Genomic DNA, 21,966 nt, shown 5'->3' on the forward strand with positions numbered 1-21,966 from the left:
GCATTCGATGAGCATAAAAGAAGAAGGAAGTACAGTTGTACTTCCTTCTTCTTTATACATTATAAAATCAGCCGTTTAATTTTTTGGCTTCGCCGGAGTTGGATAAGCCGGTGGTTTTATGTCCATCGCCGGTAACTTACTCAACTGATCCATCAATTCTTTCACTGCACGTTCCAGTTGCGGATCACGACCTTCCTGCAACGATTTTGCATCTTGTCTTACTTCAATATCCGGTGGTACACCTTCATTTTCTGCCACCCACTTTCTGTTGATGGGATCGAATACTGCATTATCCGGCGCCGTTAGTGCGCCACCATCTACCAGTGAATAATGCACCGATGATTTTACCAAGCCGCCCCATGTACGTGCACCAATCAACAAACCTGCTTTTTGCTGACGGAAGGCCCATGGAAAGAAATCACCACCGGAACCCGCCTGTTCATTGATCAATAATACTTTCGGTCCAAGAATACCGGCAGGTAATTTCATTGCCTTACCGTTGGGCACTTCGTTGGTGAGTGATGCACGTAAAGTGCGTGTCATCAGATCAACCATATAATCATCTAATAATCCGCCGCCGTTAAAACGTTCATCAATCACTGCACCCAGTTTATCCTGTTGTGCAAAATAGTAACGGTTGAAACTTACAAAGCCACCGCCACCTGTGTTGGGTACCCACACATAGGCCAGCTTTCCACCCGACAAACTATCAACCAACCTGCGGTTATCTTCTACCCACACACGTTGACGCAATGCATTTTCATTCCGCAAAGGTTTTACAATTTCTTTCCAATGACCTTCGAATGCAGGTTTGCTGTTGATGTGTAACACCGTTTGTACATCCGCTGTTCCATCCAATGCTTTGTACGGATCATCACTTGCTGTTAATTCTTTTCCATTGATACCAACGAGATAATATCCGTTTTCCATTTTTATTCCGGGGCGATCAAGCGGGCTGCTTAATCCCGGATTCCAACTTTCAGTATTGTAGATGCGTGTAATTTTCCAACGTCCGTTTTCTGCTGCAAGATCTGCACCGAGTAAACCTACACTCGGGCTTTCAACTTCCGGAAAGTCGCCGCCAAAAACAAAACTATGTCCCACACTTAATTCACCATTTACCTGATCGAGAATATAGGTAAGATCGGCTCTGTGTTTGATGTACGGAACAAGCGGTGCATACCGTTGATACACCTCGTTCCAGTTGCGGCCATGCATATTGGGATCGTAGAAATAATCACGCTCATAACGCCATGCTTCTTCAAACATTTGTTTCCACTCTTCACCACGATCGAGCTGCATGCGCAGATCGGTCTTCAGATTTTTTCCATCATTTCCATTGGGGCCGCCGGTGTTGATCACTTTCCATACACCCATTACATTGGCCAGCATTTTCTTTCCATCGGTTGATACACTTACACCATTCGCACCCGGTAAAAATTCTTTCGCTTCTTTTGATTCGAGTGTGAATTTATGTAACACACCCGGTCTGTTTGGTACACGTTCGTTGATGAACACCGTGCCTGCTGGTCCTGCAATTACATCAAAGTAATTTCGTTTTGGAATCGGCAATGGAATAGTGCGTCGTTCGATCGCATCAAAATCGATCAGCACCGCTTTATCTTCTTTTGGTTTATCCGTTGCAGGTTTCGGTTCTTCCTTTGGTTTCTCTTTTGGTTTTTCTTCCGGCTTAGCATCTGTTTTTGCTTCCGGTTTTTGTTCGGGCTTCACTTCTTCTTCATCGCTTGTTGGTTTAAACGGCGATTGATCACCCTTGCGCAAATTGATCACATACGCTTCATATTCCGGCCGTGCATTTTGTGAACTGGTATTGGCCCAGCCACTGCCCAATGCAACTTCGGTACTTGCTAAAAAGTAAAGATGTTTATTGTCTTTATCCCATGCCGGACAAAACGCATCTGCAAAACTGTTGGTCAACGATTGGACCGTTTTGGTTTTTACATTGTACACTTTGATACTGCGCAACATGTTGACACCGGTTTTACTATACGCCAACCATTGTCCATCGGGACTCCAGGTTAGACCCATTCCTCCACGTTCAATATTTACGCCACCCACATCAGCAGTAGTAATATTGCCACTTGCCAATTCCACAATACGAACACGCAGATCATCATCAGCAAATGCAATGTATTTTCCATCGGGACTCCAGGTTGGTTCCCACGCCATTTTCGATTCGCCAATGGAAATGCTGCGGGTTTTGCCCATGCCATCTTGTGGCGCCAGCATTAATGCATAGCCTTTTCCACCGGCATCAGAAAACCACGCTACGTCGTTACCAAGCGGCGACCACATTGGTGCCCGATCAGCCGTACCGGAACTTTGAGTGATGTTGCGTACATCACCATTCTCAGCAGGCACAGTAAAAATTTCACCTCTTGCTTCAACAATGGCACGCTTGCCTGTTGGTGAAAGTGATGCCCACGAAATACGACGGCTCACATTTTCCCAACGTGGTGCCGACCATGGAAAATCGCCCACTACTGTAATGTCGAGTTGTTTTTGATTGCTTCCATTCAGATCGATGCGATGCAACCAGCCTTCCCGTTCGTACACTAACGTAGAGCCATAACCGCTTAGCCATTTTACATCAGCACCGGTAAACTTTGTCAACTGTGTAAGTGTACCTGCTCCGGGCGTGTAACTCCAGATATTTGAAACGCCACCGTTGCGGTCGCTCATGAAATAAATTTTATCACCCAACCAGATTGGTTGAAGATCAGTACTGCGATCGTTGGGTAATAGTGTTTCGCTGTAGTCAGCAAGGTTGAGAATAATAAGCGGCGTGTTTTGTCCGCCACGATACGCCCGCCATTCTACATCCCAGCGATCCATTTTATCGATCACCATTCGTTTGCCATCCGGCGAATAACTTCCATCAAAGCCCCATTGTTTGGCCAGCAATGTAGATGGACCGCCTGTTGTTGGCACTGTCCACAAACGCAAATAAGTTGATGGTGCGGTTTCCCGTTCCGATGCATACAGCACTTGTTTTCCATCGTTACTCCAGCCACGTGCAACAGAGGGCGATGGATGCCAGGTAAGCCTTGTTGCTTCGCCGCCTTTGCTTGGTACAATGTAAACAGATTGACTTCCGCTGCGGTTGCTGGTGAAGGCGATCCATTTTCCATCGGGTGAAAAATGCGGATCGGTTTCTACAGCGGGTGTGCTGGTTAAACGCAGTACATTCTGTCCGTTGAGATCGCTGATCCACAGATCGGCACCATACACAAACACAATTTGTGTGGCACTGATATCGGGTTGACGTAACAGGCGTGTGCTTTGTGCCTGTAAGCTTTGTGTTGTCAACAACACAATTGAAACAATGAGTAAGAAGCATTGCCGTTTTACAAACGCAACGCATGTTTTGGATGACAAGAAATTCATGTAATGAAATTTGAGATGAAAAGAAAAGACAGGATACTAATATAAGTGCAAAATGGGAGGGATACAAATGAAAAAAAGGAAGTCAATACTTATTTTCTTCCACATTAGAATACCCACTAGTTGGTATTCATTAAATGAAATCTACTCGCTATCTTCAATCGTTCGTGCCTGACTGTTATATTCCAAATAGCAATAAGGTCAAAATTAGCACCAAATCAATATTTCTTTCGTTCAAATTAACCTTAGGGGTTGTCTTAAAAATTTTTTATGAGAAAGTACTCAATGCTCTTTTTATTCGCTTTAATTTTTTGTACATCATGCAAAAAAAATGAAAGATCCCAAACCGATACACCCAACACAATCAATAAAATGACCGGTAGAATAGTTTGGCCAGCAAACTTAAACTTAGATACAACCGGGGTTAAAGTTTCAACATTTCATAGTGCCGCTTCCATAAAAGAAAATGGATTCATAGTAGACACGATTAATAAGTTTTCGACAGTATTTGTAACAGATTCGAAGGGAGACGTTAAGATGATGAGATATAACTATCCCGGGCAAAAGGATAATGACATATCAATAAATTCAACTGCTTTAGCACTGATCATGAATGCACCTATAGTTACCTCCTTATCCGATGAAGGACAGCTAGCAATGATTAATAAAATACAACTTGACTCTAATTTTCCGTCCTTAGTTGATGAGATTAAAAATGCAATTACTTTGAACAAAAGTATTATTGATACCACCAACACATCGTTAATACTTGCAACCAGTAAATTGTTTGAAAGTGCTTCCAGATATAGACTTAATACTTATAGACCTGTTCCTTTAAACATAAAAACGGCCAATCCGGGTACTTTTTCCTTTGCAAATAATAACGTTTCGCATAAATATGTGATTGGTATTTACAAGAACAATGGTCGTATTGAAAAGCTTGTTGTGAATGGAACTCAATCTTTTGCGGCTTCTTTCAAAGACGTGATAGATGGTGTATTTGGAAACGGATATTCATCACCTGATTCGAAAATTTTTTCTACTGCAGAAGATGGAACACTTGAATTTAGAATACGGTCGGGTGCACCTGGTACTGATGATAACAGCACAGAATATAAAGAAGCATTTAAGGAAAATATTGTAGAGTATATTTTCACGTTGGTAAAAAGCAAAATGCCTCTTGACAGCAAGTGTACGAAAAATGCATACGATGGTATTAAATCAACGATAGAAAGCACACAAGCTTTTTCTAAAGCAAGTACACCGGCTGACTTTGCGAGTACTGCCTTGGGTTTTTGTTCGGATTTGTTTAATACCAGAGCTTCTTTATTTGAAGATTGCTCGAATTATAAAGATCCAAACTACAAAAACCCTTATTGGATTGCCGCTGGTAAATTTTTCAAATTCTTTGATAAGGTTGGCAAAGTAGGGCAAGGTTTAAATATAGGTATGCATGTTTATGATCTTTATAATTCACGAGCTGCTATTGATACATGTTTTGAAGTCTTGGATAAAAAAGTTGGTACATGCATTTATTCTGTTGCAGGATGGTACAAGGGTACTTATACAATAGGAGTTTCGGGTGATGACTATTGTGGTAATGACTTTGGAAAGAAAGGATCTTTTTACTTATATATTGGCGTAAATGACAAAAGAGGAGGTTTAATAAAAAGTTTCAATAGCACCTTTCCCGATTTATTAAATAATCTTAATGGACCAATCATTCGGTGGAGTGATGGCACTGTATCATGTGAACTTCAGGGAGGGATTGCAAACAGTAGTGGAGGAATAAGTGGTATGGAGTTACCTCTTATTGTAATTAGAAACGGTAAAATGAGCACAACGAATTATGGGCGTGCAATTTATAGTGTAGATACAAATATCAGACCCGGCAAATGTCCTAGTGCAGGCATCAGCAAGTACGACTTCTATTATCCAATAAATCAGCTTTCGGGAGAATTTTTCCATGCAACTTCTCCCCCCCCAGAACTAATGCAATCTGAAGTACAATCCATTCTAAATACCGTACAATAGTCATCTTATGCGGAGTTGATAATTCATTTCTTCTCAGCAATGATCCCATAAATGCAGATGATTAACTGCAACAAGCGAGGGGGCATTTTGCTTAGAAAAAAAGTGCATGAAGAAAATTGCATTCTCCCACTTCAACTCTTCTCTTCCTCAATCTGCAACTTATATCCCTTGCCATGAATACTGATAATTTTTACAGCGGTATCCTGTTCTAACTTCTTCCGCAGTTTCGACATAAATACATCGAGGCTGCGGCCCACAATCACACCTTCATCTTCCCACACTTCTTTTTGCAACCTGTTACGATCAATGATCTGGTTAGGTGCCGCTGCAAGGATGCCGAGCAACTTCGATTCTTTACTGGTTAAAATAATTTCTTCGCTGCCAATCACCAATCGTTGTGTTTGTTCATAAAACAAATAATTGCCGATTCGGAATGGTTGATTGTTAGTACCGGTTGTGATTGATTCTATCGTTTCGTTCGTTGCTGTAGATTGCTGTTTGATGCGCCATGCAATAATGACTGCACTGAGCAATAGCAACACACCGGCACCCATTAACCAGGTGGCGGCACGGAATGGTTTGTCACGAAAACTGATGAGAATACTGTAAGGCTTGGCCGGCTGGATGCGGCCGACACAGGGTACAATGTTTTCCTGCTCACTGCCAAGTATGGCATAACCGAAAATTACTTTATCCGTTTGCGGTTCGGTAACCTGTACAATATAATTGCCGGGGAGCTGGTTGCGGCTGATGATGCGACCAATGATCTTCACCAGCGAATCGGGCTTAAATGAAAAACTGCTGCGAAAAGGAATTTGAAATTCGTTTGCTGAAATACGGTTGATGGGCGATACTTGTGTGGTACTGTCGTTGCTGTACAATAAAATGCTGTGGGCGATCTGTCGCATCACGATCATTTCTTTGGCCGAATCAAATTCGGTTTTGCTGGCTTGTTTTGTTACAAAACCAACCAACAGCAACAGTGCGCCTGCCACAACCAACGACAGTATCTTCCCTTTCATTTGCTCATAATTATTTGATGGAGACGAATGAAACTGCAAAGGCAAAAGATCATACAAGAAATTTACCTGCGCTGTTTCCTGTTCAAAATTAATCAATCCTTGCCGGCAAGCGCTTTGGTTTACAAAGGTTTTACATCCGTTTACAATCTATTTACAGGGGTTTTACCGGTTAAGCCTTGCCGGCAGTGTACTTTAGTGAAACAGCCGGCAATCCGGTTTCACACAAACAACATGTATATGAAATACTTTCCCTTGTTACTATTCGCTTTGGTCATCAGCTCTTGCAACGGACAAAACAATCCAAACGAAGCGGCCATCCTGAGTTCCATCACCGAATCGATCAGTAATGGTCAGCCTCAAACAGTGCCGAAAGTGCCGGTGTATAATTTCTTATCCGTGAAGTTGATCACGGCACCCGATCCTTCGTTGCAGGTAAGTGAATACGTCCGTTGTATGATCCAGGATAAAAAAGGCAATATCTGGTTTGGTACCAACAACGAGGGCGTGTGCCGTTATGATGGCGAACGCTTTTTCTACTATGCTGAGAAAGACGGGCTTGCCGGAAATGCAGTGCGACGGATACTGGAAGATAAAAAAGGAAATATCTGGCTGGCCACCAACAATGGCGTGACGATGTATAACGGAACAACATTTATCCGATTCAGCGAAGCAGATGGCCTGAGTTCAAACGATACCTGGAGTATGTTGCTCGACAGTAAAGATCAACTTTGGGTGGGAACGATGGAAGGTGTTTGTGTGTACAACGGAACAAGCTTTACAAAAGTGGATGTGCCGCTTGTGAGTAACAGCACAAGAGCGTCACGCTTTTCAACCAAACTGGTTTGGAGTATGTATGAAGACAAGAGCGGTGCTATCTGGTTTGGTACCGATGGTGATGGTGTAAAAAAATTCGATGGCAAAACCTTTACCAACTATTCCGAAGCGGATGGATTGGCTGGTAACAATGTGTTATCCATTACCGCCGATAAAGCCGGCAATCTTTGGTTTGGAACATGGGGCAAGGGTGTAAGTCGTTTCACTGCCAACGGATTTCAGAATTTCAGTGATAAGAACGGACTGGCAAGTAACGATGTGTGGAGTATGTTGGTGGACAATCAGGGAAATTTATGGATGGGCACATTGGGTGGCGGCATCAGCAAATTCAACGGCGCCACTTTTACAACCTACACCGAACAGCAGGGCCGCACCAAAAATCATGTGCAAAGCATTTTGCAAACAAGAAATGGTGAAATGTGGTTTGGTTTTTCAGGTGGTGTGTTTCGGTTGAGGGAATCGACGCTGGTTAATTTTATAAAAGAAGGTTGTTAGAAAAGGTTTGATTAATGTTCAATGATAGATGTAACACAAGCTGTCGGTGCAATTAGCATCGATGGTTTGCGTTTTTTGGAATTTGAACCGCTCCAGCGCAGCACTCTCTTCTATAAAAAAAGGAAGCACAACTTTCGCTGTACTTCCTTTGTATTTTTCGTGACTTTGTGCCTTTGTGGCAATGCGTTAACTAAACAAATACTCCACATCTTCTCTGCTCAAACTCTTCACAAATCCGTTATCATCAGCAATGAGATCACGTGCAAGTGAACGCTTGCGTTCCTGGAGTTGTAAAATTTTATCTTCAATGGTATCCTTACAGATCATACGATAGGCAAAGATGTTATTCGTTTGCCCGATACGATGTGTACGATCGATGGCTTGCTGCTCAACAGCAGGGTTCCACCATGGATCAACAATGTACACATAGTCGGCAGCAGTTAAGTTCAAACCCACACCACCGGCTTTTAATGAAATAAGGAAGACTCTTGTTTCTTCGTTGTTCTGAAAATCCTGCACCGCTTTTTCACGATCAGCAGCTGAGGTACTTCCGTCAAAGTATACAAACGGAATATTCAGCTCCTCCAATTTTTCTCTGATCAATGCCAGCATACCAAGGAACTGAGAGAACACCAAGGCTTTGTGGTTGCCCATGTTCTCTTCAAGTTCACGCACCAGTTCATCCAGCTTAATGGAATGATTTGGCAACTTCTCTGCTTCATTTAAAATGAAAGGAGAATCACAGATCTGTCGAAGTTTCATCAAACCTTGTAAGATGGTTAATTGCGATTGACCAATACCCACCTCTTCAATGGTACCAAGAATTTTTGAACGGTATTCGTTACGGTACGCATCATAAATTTTGCGTTGCTCGGTTTCCATTTCGCAATACAAAATGCTTTCTGTTTTTTCCGGAAGATCTTTTGCCACTTGTTCTTTTGTTCGGCGCAGAATAAAAGGAAACAACAGTTTGCGTAAATGATCTTTCTGTTCTTTCTCACCAAACTTATCAATCGGTGTTGCAAAATCGTTACGGAAATGTTCAACTGTTCCCAGCATACCGGGATTGAGGAAGTTCATTTGTGCATACACATCAAATGTATTGTTCTGCAACGGCGTACCACTCATACACAAACGATGTTTGCTTTTGAGCAGACAAGCTGCTTTCGCTACTTTACTGTTTGGATTTTTGATGGCCTGGCTTTCATCCAGCACCACACAATCAAACGCCTGTTCACTTAATAATTTAATATCGCTGCGGAGTGTTCCGTACGTGGTGATCACTACATTGAACTGATCGAAGAACGCTTTATCACGGTTGCGTTGTGCACCATGATGAATATGATAGGTGAGTGATGGTGTAAATTTCTTGATCTCATTTTCCCAGTTATACATCAGCGTGGTGGGACAAGCAACCAATGCTTTCAGTTTACCATGCTTAGTTTGCATGTGTTGCAAAAACGATAGTGCCTGGATGGTTTTACCCAAACCCATATCATCAGCCAATATTCCACCCCAGCCCACTTCACTTAAAAAGTTGAGCCAGTGAAAACCACTTTCCTGATACGGACGAAGAATCGGTTGCAGATGCGCAGGCGGATCCACTTTCTTAATGTGTTTGAATTCACGCAGGCGTTCATACTTTTCTTCGAGTTGGATCATCAACTCTTCTTCATTCCTGTTTTCGTACAGCTCATCAATAACGCTGATATGGTATTTCGATAAACGAAGTTGATCATGTTTGTTCTCACCCACACGGAAGAGCATGGAATAACGCTTGATCCATTCTTCCGGTAACACACCTAAGGTTCCATCCTGAAGCTGAACAAGTGATTGCTTGTTGGCTAATGCTTTCTTTACTTCTGCAATGCTCACACTCTGATCGCCAAACACTACTTTCACTTTTGCATCAAACCAATCAACACCATTGCTGATGTAAATTTCTGTTTTTGGTTTGGCGGTGTTGAATCGGAAATTTTTGAGTACTTCCCAACCTTCCACCGGTACTTTCATTTCCTTCATCGCATCCACAAACAAAAAGAACCAGTTGTTCTTTAATACCTCAGCACCTTTCAATGCCAGTTGTGCACCACCTTCAGGTTTTATGAATTGAGAGTGGAGCTTCTCTACTTTTTCAATGAACTCATTTTCTTTTTCACGGTTGCGGCTCACCACAATTAATCCATCTTCTCCGGGGAGAATAATTTCTTCTTTATCAGTCGGACGAACTTTGTATCCCTTGTAGCTGAACGTTGGCACCATCACCAAATAATCACCTCGCTCCTGTAGCTGCAACGTAATATCCGGTTCGCCTGATTTTACTTCTTTGATCAACGCCGGATCAAAATCCACATGATAATCACGTGCAATTTTTAATGCTTCCTTTTCAAGAAATGCAGAAAGATCTGCATTACTGATCATTCGGTTTTTTGTAGATACACTGTCAATTACATGTTGAGCATCTTCCTGTTTGTCCCAGGTACGTGCTTCACCATTTAATAAAAAAATGAGCGGACTGTTCCAGTCATTTTCGTGCACATCCATCGGCACACCGTTGATCTTTACTTTACAACTCCATTCCCATTTATTCTTTTGTTGTTTTAATTCAAAGAAGGGTTTGAGGAAGGTGCCGGTTGTAGTAACGTGTACAAGATTTTTAGTTTTGAACTCTTTTCCTTTCGGCAACAGCAAAACCGGAGAGTTGGTCTCAGCAAATAATTTTTGAATGCGTGGTAACAAATATTCCAGCATCAAGGTCTTGGTATCTTCAGGCAGATCATCTTCTTCATGATGAATAATATTTTCCCAGATACCCGAGAATGGTGAGTTGCGGTTTACAAACTTGCTGATCTCTGCCGGTTGTAACCTCCGCAGAAGTTGCAATAACAGTTTATCATTCTCTGAAAGATCTTCTGTTTCAATAAACTTACTTACGTCTAGCTTTTCAACTGTATCTACAAACTCGCCACTGTCTTCACTTACTTCACCTTTTACTACTTCAATACTGAAATAAGGAAACAGTTTGCTGTTGTTGTTCAACACCACACCCAACCGAATTTCATTTTTCTTTTCTTCTTCTGTTTCAACTGCCACTTCTGCTTCTTCTGTAACAGTTTCAGCTACCGGTTCGGGTTGCTTTTTCAATGTAGAAGGTTCTACACGTTTTACACCCGGATCTAATACACGCAGAAACGGTTTGCCATCTTTATAAATGAACTCGAATTTTTCTTTCCAGTTATCGTTCAACGAATAACCATAAATACCTAACAGCTTTCCTTTTTCTTTATCCATGTTACGGATGCTGTCGAAGTACATGGGCCCGTGTGAGTTGAGCAGTTGCATAAACACAATGGCTTTGTGTTCGCAAATAGCATGTGCATTCTCACCACAGGTACAGGACGTATCAAAATTGCGTTCGTCGTTTTTCTGAATGGTAACCGGCCATGTTTCACCGTTCATTTGCAATTCCGCTTTTACACATTCATCTTTTGCTGACAGGATGGAAGCTTTATTGCTGCGCAGAAATACTTCCGCATCATCCAGTGCAGCAGCCGCTGTTAATGTGCGGATGATCTTCAATTCGATATTTTTCATTTTCACCACGGTGTGGCGCTGATCGTGTCGAAGATCTTTGATGCCGAGAATGTTTTTATCGATAAGATCCTGCAGTTGAAACAACGAGGCCACTTCATGGCGGCAAATATCGCCCAGGTTATACGGACAACTGCAACGCACATTCATGGCGTTTGCATCTTTGTACTTCTGAATATAGACTTTGTAAAATGTGGAATACGAATCATCACGCACACGAAACACCACTGTGCCCATAAGCTCATCGTGTTCCACCAATTCGGCAAAACCAATGGCATGAATTTTTTTTCCTCTACGGATCACTTCTTCGGTACCGTGATTATAAGCAAACTTCAACAGGTGTGGTAATGCCAAGCGATTTGAGTTTTTTCTTGTTCAGAATAACGATTGCTTCACCTCATTAAACAGAATGAAAACAGGGTCCGTTCAAAAAAGGGTAATCTGCAAAAGTAAAGGCTTTCACAGCACATTTCCCGTTAAAAAAAGAAAGAAATATCAACAGTGATGATGTGATTGTTGAACAGGAAAAGGTTCATATCTTTACAGGTTTTGTTATTGCGAACCCGGGCCTCAAATTACACGAACCTGTCTGACGGAAGGCAAGTCTGCACGAATGAAGAATAGGGAACGCCACGGATGAACACAAATAAACGCAGGTAAATTATTGACTATTGTTCATTGCCAATTAATTCTTCTATCCTTTCAACAACATTCCTTCTTTATACAACGGTAATACATTCGCTACATCAGGTGTCATACAAAAGCGGATGTCTTCAATCAAACCAAAACGATCTACCAAGCGATGGTAGTGAGTAAGCTTTGGAGCAAAGCCATGCAGATCATCTTTCACTTGCTGGTATTGTAATTCAGCAGTGAGTGAACTATCGCAATGAATGGTAAAGTTTTCTTTAATGCGGCTGATGACAGCACCGGCAAACAAGGTATCTTCTAAATTGAAACGATCTTTCCAACCGGCACAACCCAACACCACATTTTTGTTTTGCTTGATAAGAAAATCACACACTGCACTTAAATTGGGAAACGATCCGGTGATAATGGTATCTGCTTCGTTATCCAATGCCATCTGCAATAAACGGGTACCGTTTGTGGTAGTGAGAACCAATGTTCTGTTCTCAATAAATTCACGATTGTATTCAAGCGGTGAATTACCATGCTGCAACCCTTCTGCAATTTGTCCGTCACGTTCGCCGGCTGCGATGCTTCCATTGATATTTTTACTTAAGGCAATTGCCTTAGCTACTTCATCAACAGGTATTATACATTGGGCACCGTTGTATAATGCAGATGCAATGGTTGAGGTTGCACGAAACACATCAATGATCACAACGACTGCATTTCGCAGATCGTATAAATGTAACAGCGCAGGAGAGAGACAGGTATAAAGCGTGGGTTTATTGTTTGCCATGAAGCTGCAAAAATAAGAAAGAGCAGGCAATGCTGATGTAAACAAAATCGATCTGTTTCAACAACAGCTACTTTTTTTTCTACTGTCCCACTACTAATTTGCCGGTGACCGATTCGTTGTTTTCAACAATGCGGTAACTGTAATATCCTTTTCGTAAATGGTGAAACGGGAATTGTGCACGGCCATTTATTATTTCCGCTGTGAATACGAGTTGCCCTGTTGCATTATACAACATGAACTGTGCTTTCCGGTTTTGTACAGTTTTCCTGTAGAGCGAAACGCTGTTCCCTTCGCTGCTGCTCCACACTTGCCACTGTTTGCTTTCTTCTCCTTTTACAAACACCACGCTGGAACCAACACGATGATCATCCAGATCTTTTTGAACCAGACGATAGTACCAGTCATACGGACCAGCTGTTGCATCAATAAAATTGTATTGTTGCTGTTCAAGCGAAAACTCTTTCCCTTTTACAAAACCGATCGGTTGAAAATTTTGTGCATTCTCACTTCGTTCAATAATAAAACCATCATTGTTCAGCTCCTGAATGGTTTTCCAGGTAAGTTGATTATTTGCTTTGCTGATGCGTTTTGCTTTTAATTCACCCATGGTAATGGGAAGGGCTACACAACTTCCAGATGCAACTGCCACCGTGGGTGTGCCCGAACCGGGCGGATCGAAACAAGTTGCATCATCGGAGTACGCAAGTTTATCATTTCCTGCTGCTATGTCGTTGGGTGATACTGTTCTTGTGATAATTCCATTGGCAAGTGCATAATGCATTGTTGTGCCCGGTGCAATTACATGGCCTAACCCTTGCGCATGTCCTAACTCATGCAACGCCACCGACTCAAAATCAAACTCCGAAGAAGTTGGGGCACCCGGTCCATACTGCCAATTGAAACCTGTTGCTGGAATATCTCTGAACTGTATATCAATATCCCTTAACCACCACACTGTACTTGCCTGTGTACAGGAAACAGTAGCAGCAGCATCGAGGTTACTGATGCATTCGGCCAATGTTCCTTCGGGAAGAGATGCATTAAAGAAGACTGCATTCACTCCATCGTTTGTTGCCGTTTCAATATTGGTTGTTCCGTTTGCATGAAAATTGATACCTGTTCCACAACGCCATGTGATCAACGCCCGGTTAAAAGAAGCAACGGCTGCAGTATTGGCTGCAAACGCCGTGTTGAAGTTAAATGTATAGCCACCTGCTCCATCAAGATTTCGTAAGTAATAACGCTGACGTGTAAGCGCTGTAAAACCATCAAAATTATTATTCACCTCGATGTGTGCATACTGCACAGTAAGATTGCTAGAGGAGGTAAACAATCCATCTACATTGATAGGCCCTGTACCTGCACCGGCCGGTACTTTTGTGATAATCGTATTGTCTTGCCATGAAATAATATCGCTGCTTAACCCTGTAGAAAACATTGTAGCGCCACCATCATCAGCATTGGTGAAATAAACCGAACCGGGTGTTGTTCCAAATCCACTGCCGCTGATCGTGATCTGATCGCCGGTTACAACCGTTCCTGCTCTTGTTGTACCAGGTGTAAAAGAAGTGATAGCCAGCGTTCGGTTTGCAATTGAATTTTCTGTTACTGCTTTATATTTTTTTCCCTCAGGTGTAAGTGCTTCCTGTTTTGTTATTTGTTGAATGCTGTTGAACAGATCAGCTTCGTTTTGTTTTCGTTGCTGCATCACATCAACATATAGTCCCATCGACTGTTGCATGGCGCCCTGTGCACCTGCAAATGGAATGGTTTGTATTGATAGTTTATATCGACTTCGAATTTGTTTGTTTTCTTTTTTTGCGTCTGCCTTTTGCAAAAACAAGACATAACTCATTTGCGGTTGTAATTGCAACGATGGATAAACAATGGTAGAACGATTCTTCAATACACCTCCTTCTGTAATTACAAACAGTTCCTGCATGGGCTGTTGATTTTTTAGCCATGCCTTGATTGCAATTTTATTCAGCGTGTACACCCGCATGGTAGCAGAATCCAGAAAGCTTTGTTTATCGAGTACAGTGCCGGAAATAATCAGTTCGCTTTTACTAACCCGCTCGTTTAATGAAACGGGCACCATCATACATTGTGTAAATGCGTGGGGAAGAATAGAAAAAAAAGTCAGAGCAGTAAGCAGGATGCTCTTTGCTGGCTTCATCAGGATACGATTTATGTACAAGTATAACTATTAAAGGTTATTTGTACAAAATATCAACAGCAGGAAAACACTTAAATTATAATAAAGCCTGCCACTTCGTGCTTTCCGCATACTCACGAATCGTATTGTTTCGTTTCTCGATAAGTAGTTTCATATAACCCGTGAGATAAATACGATTGAAGAGTTTTCCAACAGCACCATATGGTACTTCAAAAACCACTTCGTCGATCATGATGGTTCCATTGTTAACAGCTTTGAAATGATGTTTGTGTTCGTACGAAACAAAGTCTCCTTTCTCCATAATGTCTTCAAAATAATCAGGGCTCTTCATCTCGGTGATCTTCACCGTCATGAACCGTGTTTTATAAAGATGCTTCGCTTTCCATGTAACGTACTCTCCTTGTTTAATAAGGCCCGATGTAACACCACCCACAGCTTCTTCGTTATTATCCTGTTGCGAAATTTTATGCAACCCAATGTGCCTGCTAAGATCAAACACACGTTCAATGGGCGCTGCAATAAATGTGGTAACGTGAATAGATGGCATAGAAAGTGGTTGTTTAAAAAACGATGAGTCACCTTTTTCGTTGGTGACTCATCGGCTGCTATTTATCAGCAAGAATAATGCCTTTTACTTTTACAGAACATTTTTTACAGGAAGGGAGTCTTTACTACTTTTGCTTTCAACAGTTTATCACGAACCTCCACATAGATCTCGGAATCAAAATTGGCATGAGAGGTTGCCACGTAGCCAAGCCCGATCGCTTTTTGTAACGAAGGAGATTGTGTGCCGCTGGTTACCTTGCCAATTTCATTACCATCTGCATCTTTGATCTTGTAATCATGTCGGGGAATACCACGATCGATCATTTCAAAACCAACCAGCTTGCGTTTTACTCCTTCAGCTTTTTGTTTTTCTAAAATTTCTTTGGCTGTAAAGTCTTTGTTGAATTTTGTAACCCAACCGAGCCCACCTTCTAATGGTGTTGTTGTATCGTCAATATCGTTGCCGTATAAACAAAAACCTTTTTCTAAACGCAGTGTATCTCTTGCACCAAGTCCTATCGGTTTAATACCTGCGGATTTGCCCGCTTCAAAAATGGCATCCCATATTGTATCTGCAGCACCATTGCTGTCTTCAAAATAAATTTCAACTCCACCTGCGCCTGTATAACCGGTTGCACTTATCAATACATTATCAACTCCGGCAAATGTTCCTTTTACAAAAGTGTAATATTTGAGGTTGAGGATATCCATTTCAGTAAGCGGCTGCAGAATTTTTGTTGCGTTGGGACCTTGTATTGCAAGTAAGCAGGTTCTTTCACTGATGTTGTGCATCTCAACATTATTGGTATTGAACTGCTGGATCCAGTTCCAGTCTTTTTCAATGTTGCTGGCATTTACCACCAACATATATACTTTATTTTCTTCCACACAATACACCAAAAGATCATCCACGATACCACCTTGTGCATTCGGAAGGCAACTGTACTGTGCTTTTCCATTGCTGAGTTTAGCCGCATCGTTGCTGGTAACACGTTGTATAAGATCCAACGCTCCTTCGCCTTTTAAAATGAACTCACCCATGTGACTCACATCAAACACACCTGCGTTGTTACGTACAGCTGCATGTTCATCATTAATACCGGTATAAGAAATAGGCATATTGTAACCGGCAAATTCGGCCATCTTCGCACCAAGAGCAATGTGTTTGCTTGTAAAGGGGGTTGATTTCATTTTTCAATCGTTTGTGATGGGCACAAAAGTAAAGGAAGCAGGAGAATGAACGATGAGAAGTTTTGAAAAACAGGATCGTTTGAAAAAACGATTGCACAAACTGTACGCTATTAACTTCGGTTCCAACTGCTGCGATCTAAAATGTAAACAGCTGTTTCGTCTTCACCAAATGTTCTCTTTTCAACAAACCGAAAACCTAGTCGTTCATAAAAACGATGTGCTGCTGTATTGGAAAGAAGCGGATCAATAAGAATGGCGGTAACATGTTCATTTGCAAAACAGCGTTCAATGGCCAGCTGCATCATGCGTGTACCGTAGCCTTTATTCAGGTGTTGTTGTTCACCGATCCATATATCGATAGCACGAAGATTTTGTTCAACATCGCCCCAGTAATGCGTTTCTTCCAAAGCCGGATCAATGATCTGCACAAAACCAATTGGCACGCTGTTTAGTTCTGCCATCAGTTGTTCACGCCAGGAAAAAAGTTTCAGCAATTCTGTTGCCCACTCCCAATCATCGTTGGGGTCGGAATCAATGACATGTTGCTGCTGATCCCAATATTCGAGTGTGGGCAAATCTTCAATGGTAGCCGCACGAAGCGTGATGACTTGTGATAATTGATCCATCGCACAAGCTTTGGTTTGCTCCAATAAAATTACCGAAGATAACCCAGCAGCCAAAGCAATCCGTAGAGAATGGCAATGATCAGAAAACTGATGAGCAGTACTTCTGAGATCTTTTTAATTCTTGATTTCATGACAAGGTGATTTGAATTGAATCAACGGGAAAACCCGTTATGTATTCAATGATATGATAAGGTAATGGTTAATGCGGATGTATTAATGATCTACGCTGATGATGCGTGTTACTTTCCAGCCTTGTTCTGTTTTTTTCCAGGTATGGATAAACTTGAAAACACCACAATCCATCTTTCCGTTTTCCATATGGCAGAATCTGTGTTGTGCAATCTGAACGGCACCATAGCCGGGAATGGGATATACTTCCATCGTTTCTTTCAACAATTCCCGTTTCAGATCCGGAACATTTTTCTTTATTCGTTCAAACGCTGCAATGTTATCTGCATAAAACGTAACAACGGTCCTGTCGTGATAAAATTCAAGTGTTGAATCCATGTAACTGCTGAAAACCTTCACGTCTTTGTTGAATGCAGCAAACCATGCACTGTCTAATTTGAAAATAGTTTCAAACAATTCTTTGTCGTGCTGTTTTTTATTTGTTCGCTGTGCATGTGCTGCACCAAATACAACGATCGCAATTAATACAGCAGTAATAAACTTCAGTTTACGCATAAATAAGGTTGAATGGTTGATGATGACTGTTGTGTAAGCGCCTGAAAAAAAGCCCCTCCGTTTTTTGCAAAACTTCGGGGCCGTTGGCTGTTCCAACTTTAACCGAGGTTATAGTGCGTTAATAGTCATTGGTTGTATGATCACAGCATCGGTATTGGGTGCTGCTATCCGTTCAACGATCTGTTTTGCCGGGGTAGTAGGTGTTTTTGGTGCTTCAGGATTGTAACGGTAGCGAAGGCTGTCGTTTTCTTTCTTCCTGTTTTTTAATTCTTCTTCTTTTTCCTGCAACTCTTTCTTTTCACGTTCCAGGCGCTCCAGTTCGTTTTCAATTGTTCCTTCTTCACGCTCAATTTTCTGTATCTTATCTTTTCCATCTACACGCTCCAATCCATCTTCTGTCATTATATATTCAACATCTGTATCATTCCACCCACTGTTGCTCCAGCGATGATCATCTTCCCACTCCCAATCGCCACCACGACCGTTGAAGGTAATGTTATGCCACTCTAAACGATCAACACTTCTGTCGATATAGATTCGTTTGCCAACCGGAACTTCAATACTTACAACCACTCGCTGGTTGCGGAACTTTGATTGTTCACTCACTGTAAATCCTTTGTTCAATGAAAGCACACTGTCTTTGAAATTCAGTCCGTATTTGATTGATTGTGCACTGTTGTATGCTTTGTCTCTTGTTGGTCCTGAGCTGCGTTTATCATACTTCACATGAAACAGGCTGTCGGTACTTTTTACGATGCGTAAACGGATGCTGTTGATATATAAACTGTCGCCATCCATGCTGAACACATCATCTATTCCAAATGCACGGCCATATACTTTTACTTTTTCTGTTGGCACTTTCACGATCATTTTACCTGCAACCGGTTGTGCAATTTCCACTACCTGTTGTTCCTGTGCTGATACACGGAAGTTGTTCACGAATGATGATACCAGGATGATAAAGCAAACCAAACCTAAGAACCATAAGAAACCGAATGTGTAACCGAGATAAGGATTGCGGCTTTTTGAACCGATGATCTTACGGATCACCCAGGTTAACAATGCAATCACCGGTACAAGCATGAACAGTAACAATGTTCCCCAAGCCGCTACATGTTGCCATGTGCCTTCTAAGAAAAATCCTTTAAAAGGGAAGGCTGCTACACCGGCGAATGTTACACCGATCAACGCCATCAATAAAGAAAATGCTATAACACCGGCAACAAACAAAAAGAATGCTTTGAACAACACACCAATTGCATGACCGATACCACTTCCTGCACTGCGTGCAATAGGTGCTGCTTCTGTTGCGAAGGCTCTGCTTTTTGTTCCCATTTCGGAACTGATGCGTTGTGCCCCTTCACTTATTGTTGAGCTTACACGTTGTGCGCCTTCTTTTATTTCTTCACTCATTTGTGAAGCTCTTTCTTTAATAGTACCACCGGTACCAAGTTCTTCCTGTACTGCATTTTTAATACTGTTCACATCGATCTTTTCACCACGCATCTGCAGTTTTTCAGTTGCACTGCTGGCCAATGGTAATACGATCCAGAGAATCACATAAATCACAAACAGTGTTCCGCCAAAACCGCCGAAGATGAAATCAGGTTCAAAATCAAAGTCGAACATTGCATTGCGGAAGATCGAAGAAATGATTCCAAGAATGAGTGGTAATGTAAACACTACACGTGGAATCCAAACAGGTATATTAAAGTAGCTCGCTAAACCACTTGCCACACCACCAATCACTTTATCATCGGGGTTGCGGAACAAACGCTTGCGGATATTTGTTTTGAGATCTTTGATCGGTAACACGATCCACAATACAATATAGATGAGTACACCTGTACCAAAACCACCAAAGGTGATAAGGGCAAACAGAATACGTACTACTGTAGGATCGATCTTTAAATAATGTGCCAATCCGCTACAAACACCACCCAACACTTTATCGTTGGCATTTCGGCCGAGACTTCCACGTGGCTCTTCAGAAGCTGTTGCGAAAGCAGATGATGTAGACGATGTTGATGATGAAGTTGAGCTACTATGGCCGGTTGATGCACCTGTTTCATTATCCATTTGCTCAAAATCTTCCACACTACCCATGCTGCTGCAAATAGCGGTTACCTTTTCTTCGGTAATACAGGTAGCGCCTTTTTTCAGGTCTTCATCAAACAACTCAGCAATACGATCTTCAATATCATTGATGATCTCATCACGTCCTTCTTCATTGGCAAAATAGCGGCGCAGACTTTCGGTGTATCTCTGCAATTGTTCAAAAGCCGCTTCCTCAATGGGTATTACCCGGCCCTTGAAGTTTATATTAATTACCTTTTTCATAATAATAACAGTTTAATGGTTAAAGTGGACTTTCAGATGTTGGAGGATGAACCTGTACGCTTTCGCCGGTAACGGTAGCATTGACCCTTCCGTTCTTCTTGGTAACGGCTTCAACCGAACTGGACATTTCGTTCCATGTTTGTTCCAGCTCTTTGTAAAAGGCAGCTCCTTTTTCTGTTAGTGCAAAATATTTACGGGGTGGTCCGCTGCTGCTTTCAACCCAGCGGTACGTTAGCAAATCGGCATTCTTCAATCGGGTAAGTAGTGGATACAGGGTTCCTTCGAGGATGTTAAGGTTTGCCTTTTTCATTTCCTCTATAATATCACTGGGGTACACCTCGCCCCGTTGGATAACGGAGAGAATGCAAAACTCCAGGACTCCCTTGCGCATCTGGCTTTGTGTGTTCTCGATATTCATAACCTGAGGAGTTTGTTTGTTTGGGTGAAAGGTGGTGGAGAAGTTGTACGGAGAGCTCTTCCTTTTTGCTTCTGCCTTCCAATCACCTTAATTACATTGACAAAACAAAGCTAAGTGAAAATTCAGTACTATGCAACACAAAGTACCATCTTTTTTTTAGTAGCTGGCAGAAAACGATAGTATAAAAATATCAAAATGCTGATTTTCAACACTTTCCCTTCCAAAAAAAATTTTAGGAAATTGAAAATATTTTTCGCTCATTGTCGGATTTTTGGAAAATTTAGTAGAAATCGGACAGAAACAACCTGATGGGACGAGTTTTGGGGAGACTATTTCTCCAGTTTACCGAACGGCTTTTTCATCAGCGTTACCACATCTTCATCCTTTTCTTCGGGATAGTAGCGGTCGAGGCCATAACGCACCTGCTTAATATCCAGGCTGGAAAATGTGCCCAGCAGCCGGTCCCAAATGGAAAACACGGCACCATAATTACTATCGGTATAAGGTTGCTTCCAGTGATGATGCACTTTGTGCATGTTGGGTGAAATGAGAAACCAGCTGAGCGCTTTGTCAAGTTTTACGGGCAGGCTGATGTTGGCGTGTGTAAAGGCGGTAGCCAGCACAACCAGTGTTTGATAGATCATAACACTGTACATCGGTGCGCCAGAAATAAAAATGAGCAGTAAAAAGAAAATACCTCTCAACAAACTGTCGCCGGGATGGTGGCGTAGGCCCGTTGTTACATCCACATTGGTATCACTATGATGGATGAGATGAAAGCGCCACAACACCGGTACTTTGTGCATCACCAAATGCACCAGCCAGCTGCTGAAGTCGAGCGCAAATACACCAATAAAGATCGATACCAGCACATTCGCATTGGTCCAGTACACCAGTCCAAACTTTGCATCGGCACACCAATCGCTCAACCCAACAATTAAAATTGCAAGGAATGTATGGATGATGAGATGAATAACAGTGAATACAAAATTGACACCTGCGTGGCGCAGTTTTGTTTTTTTGTAGTTGAGTGAAAACAGTGGAATAGCACCTTCAATGATCCAGAACAACAGCAAGCCGCCTACTAAAATGGCCATCCGTTCAAGCGGACGTTGTTCAAGTGTTTGAAAATGTTCAAGGATTTGATTCCACATGGCGTTCGATTTCGTCCAAAAGTT

The 21,966-nt window shown here is 42.0% G+C and carries 14 protein-coding genes; 2 read left to right on the top strand and 12 right to left on the bottom strand.

The window, feature by feature from the left end; genetic code table 11:
* Window positions 1-75 precede the first annotated feature (75 nt).
* Entirely contained in the window at window positions 76-3,408 is a 3,333-nt protein-coding gene (locus WG989_RS05345) for a S41 family peptidase (protein ID WP_340427866.1), read from the bottom strand.
* Window positions 3,409-3,675: 267 nt separating this feature from the next.
* Between WG989_RS05345 and WG989_RS05350 the strand changes: the two genes are divergently transcribed.
* The gene (locus WG989_RS05350; RefSeq protein WP_340427867.1) at window positions 3,676-5,439 is read left to right on the top strand and encodes a hypothetical protein; all 1,764 of its coding nucleotides are present in this window, start codon (window positions 3,676-3,678) and stop codon (window positions 5,437-5,439) included.
* Between the two features lie 131 nt (window positions 5,440-5,570).
* Here WG989_RS05350 and WG989_RS05355 read toward each other — a convergent pair whose 3' ends face one another.
* The gene (locus tag WG989_RS05355) at window positions 5,571-6,461 is read right to left on the bottom strand and encodes a winged helix-turn-helix domain-containing protein (protein WP_340427868.1); all 891 of its coding nucleotides are present in this window, start codon (window positions 6,459-6,461) and stop codon (window positions 5,571-5,573) included.
* Window positions 6,462-6,698: 237 nt separating this feature from the next.
* On the opposite strand from WG989_RS05355, the gene WG989_RS05360 reads away from it, so the two are divergent.
* Complete coding sequence (locus WG989_RS05360; protein ID WP_340427870.1) at window positions 6,699-7,790, top strand: ligand-binding sensor domain-containing protein; 1,092 nt, start codon at window positions 6,699-6,701, stop codon at window positions 7,788-7,790.
* 186 nt (window positions 7,791-7,976) lie between these two features.
* On the opposite strand, the gene WG989_RS05365 is transcribed toward WG989_RS05360, so the two are convergent.
* From WG989_RS05365 to WG989_RS05410, 10 genes are all read right to left on the bottom strand, one after another.
* The gene (locus WG989_RS05365; RefSeq protein WP_340427871.1) at window positions 7,977-11,735 is read right to left on the bottom strand and encodes a DEAD/DEAH box helicase; all 3,759 of its coding nucleotides are present in this window, start codon (window positions 11,733-11,735) and stop codon (window positions 7,977-7,979) included.
* Window positions 11,736-12,075: 340 nt separating this feature from the next.
* Window positions 12,076-12,807, bottom strand: a complete 732-nt coding sequence (locus WG989_RS05370; protein ID WP_340427872.1) for a 2-phosphosulfolactate phosphatase — start codon at window positions 12,805-12,807, stop codon at window positions 12,076-12,078.
* A 79-nt stretch (window positions 12,808-12,886) separates the two neighbouring features.
* Window positions 12,887-14,983, bottom strand: a complete 2,097-nt coding sequence (locus tag WG989_RS05375) for a matrixin family metalloprotease (RefSeq protein ID WP_340427873.1) — start codon at window positions 14,981-14,983, stop codon at window positions 12,887-12,889.
* Between the two features lie 76 nt (window positions 14,984-15,059).
* Complete coding sequence (locus WG989_RS05380) at window positions 15,060-15,530, bottom strand: SRPBCC family protein (RefSeq protein ID WP_340427875.1); 471 nt, start codon at window positions 15,528-15,530, stop codon at window positions 15,060-15,062.
* 104 nt (window positions 15,531-15,634) lie between these two features.
* On the bottom strand, window positions 15,635-16,720 hold the full coding sequence (gene gcvT / locus WG989_RS05385; RefSeq protein ID WP_340427877.1) for a glycine cleavage system aminomethyltransferase GcvT: 1,086 nt from the start codon (window positions 16,718-16,720) through the stop codon (window positions 15,635-15,637).
* Window positions 16,721-16,830: 110 nt separating this feature from the next.
* Window positions 16,831-17,346 (bottom strand): GNAT family N-acetyltransferase, encoded by a 516-nt coding sequence (locus tag WG989_RS05390; protein ID WP_340427879.1) that lies wholly within the window; start codon window positions 17,344-17,346, stop codon window positions 16,831-16,833.
* 213 nt (window positions 17,347-17,559) lie between these two features.
* Window positions 17,560-18,030, bottom strand: a complete 471-nt coding sequence (locus WG989_RS05395; protein WP_340427880.1) for a nuclear transport factor 2 family protein — start codon at window positions 18,028-18,030, stop codon at window positions 17,560-17,562.
* A 108-nt stretch (window positions 18,031-18,138) separates the two neighbouring features.
* Window positions 18,139-20,370 (bottom strand): PspC domain-containing protein, encoded by a 2,232-nt coding sequence (locus WG989_RS05400; protein WP_340427881.1) that lies wholly within the window; start codon window positions 20,368-20,370, stop codon window positions 18,139-18,141.
* 19 nt (window positions 20,371-20,389) lie between these two features.
* A complete protein-coding gene (locus WG989_RS05405) occupies window positions 20,390-20,788 on the bottom strand; it encodes a PadR family transcriptional regulator (protein ID WP_340427882.1) in 399 nt (132 codons plus the stop codon).
* A gap of 329 nt (window positions 20,789-21,117) precedes the next feature.
* Window positions 21,118-21,942, bottom strand: a complete 825-nt coding sequence (locus WG989_RS05410; protein ID WP_340427884.1) for a sterol desaturase family protein — start codon at window positions 21,940-21,942, stop codon at window positions 21,118-21,120.
* Window positions 21,943-21,966 lie beyond the last annotated feature (24 nt).

This window comes from Lacibacter sp. H407 (genome assembly GCF_037892605.1).
GTDB lineage: Bacteria > Bacteroidota > Bacteroidia > Chitinophagales > Chitinophagaceae > Lacibacter.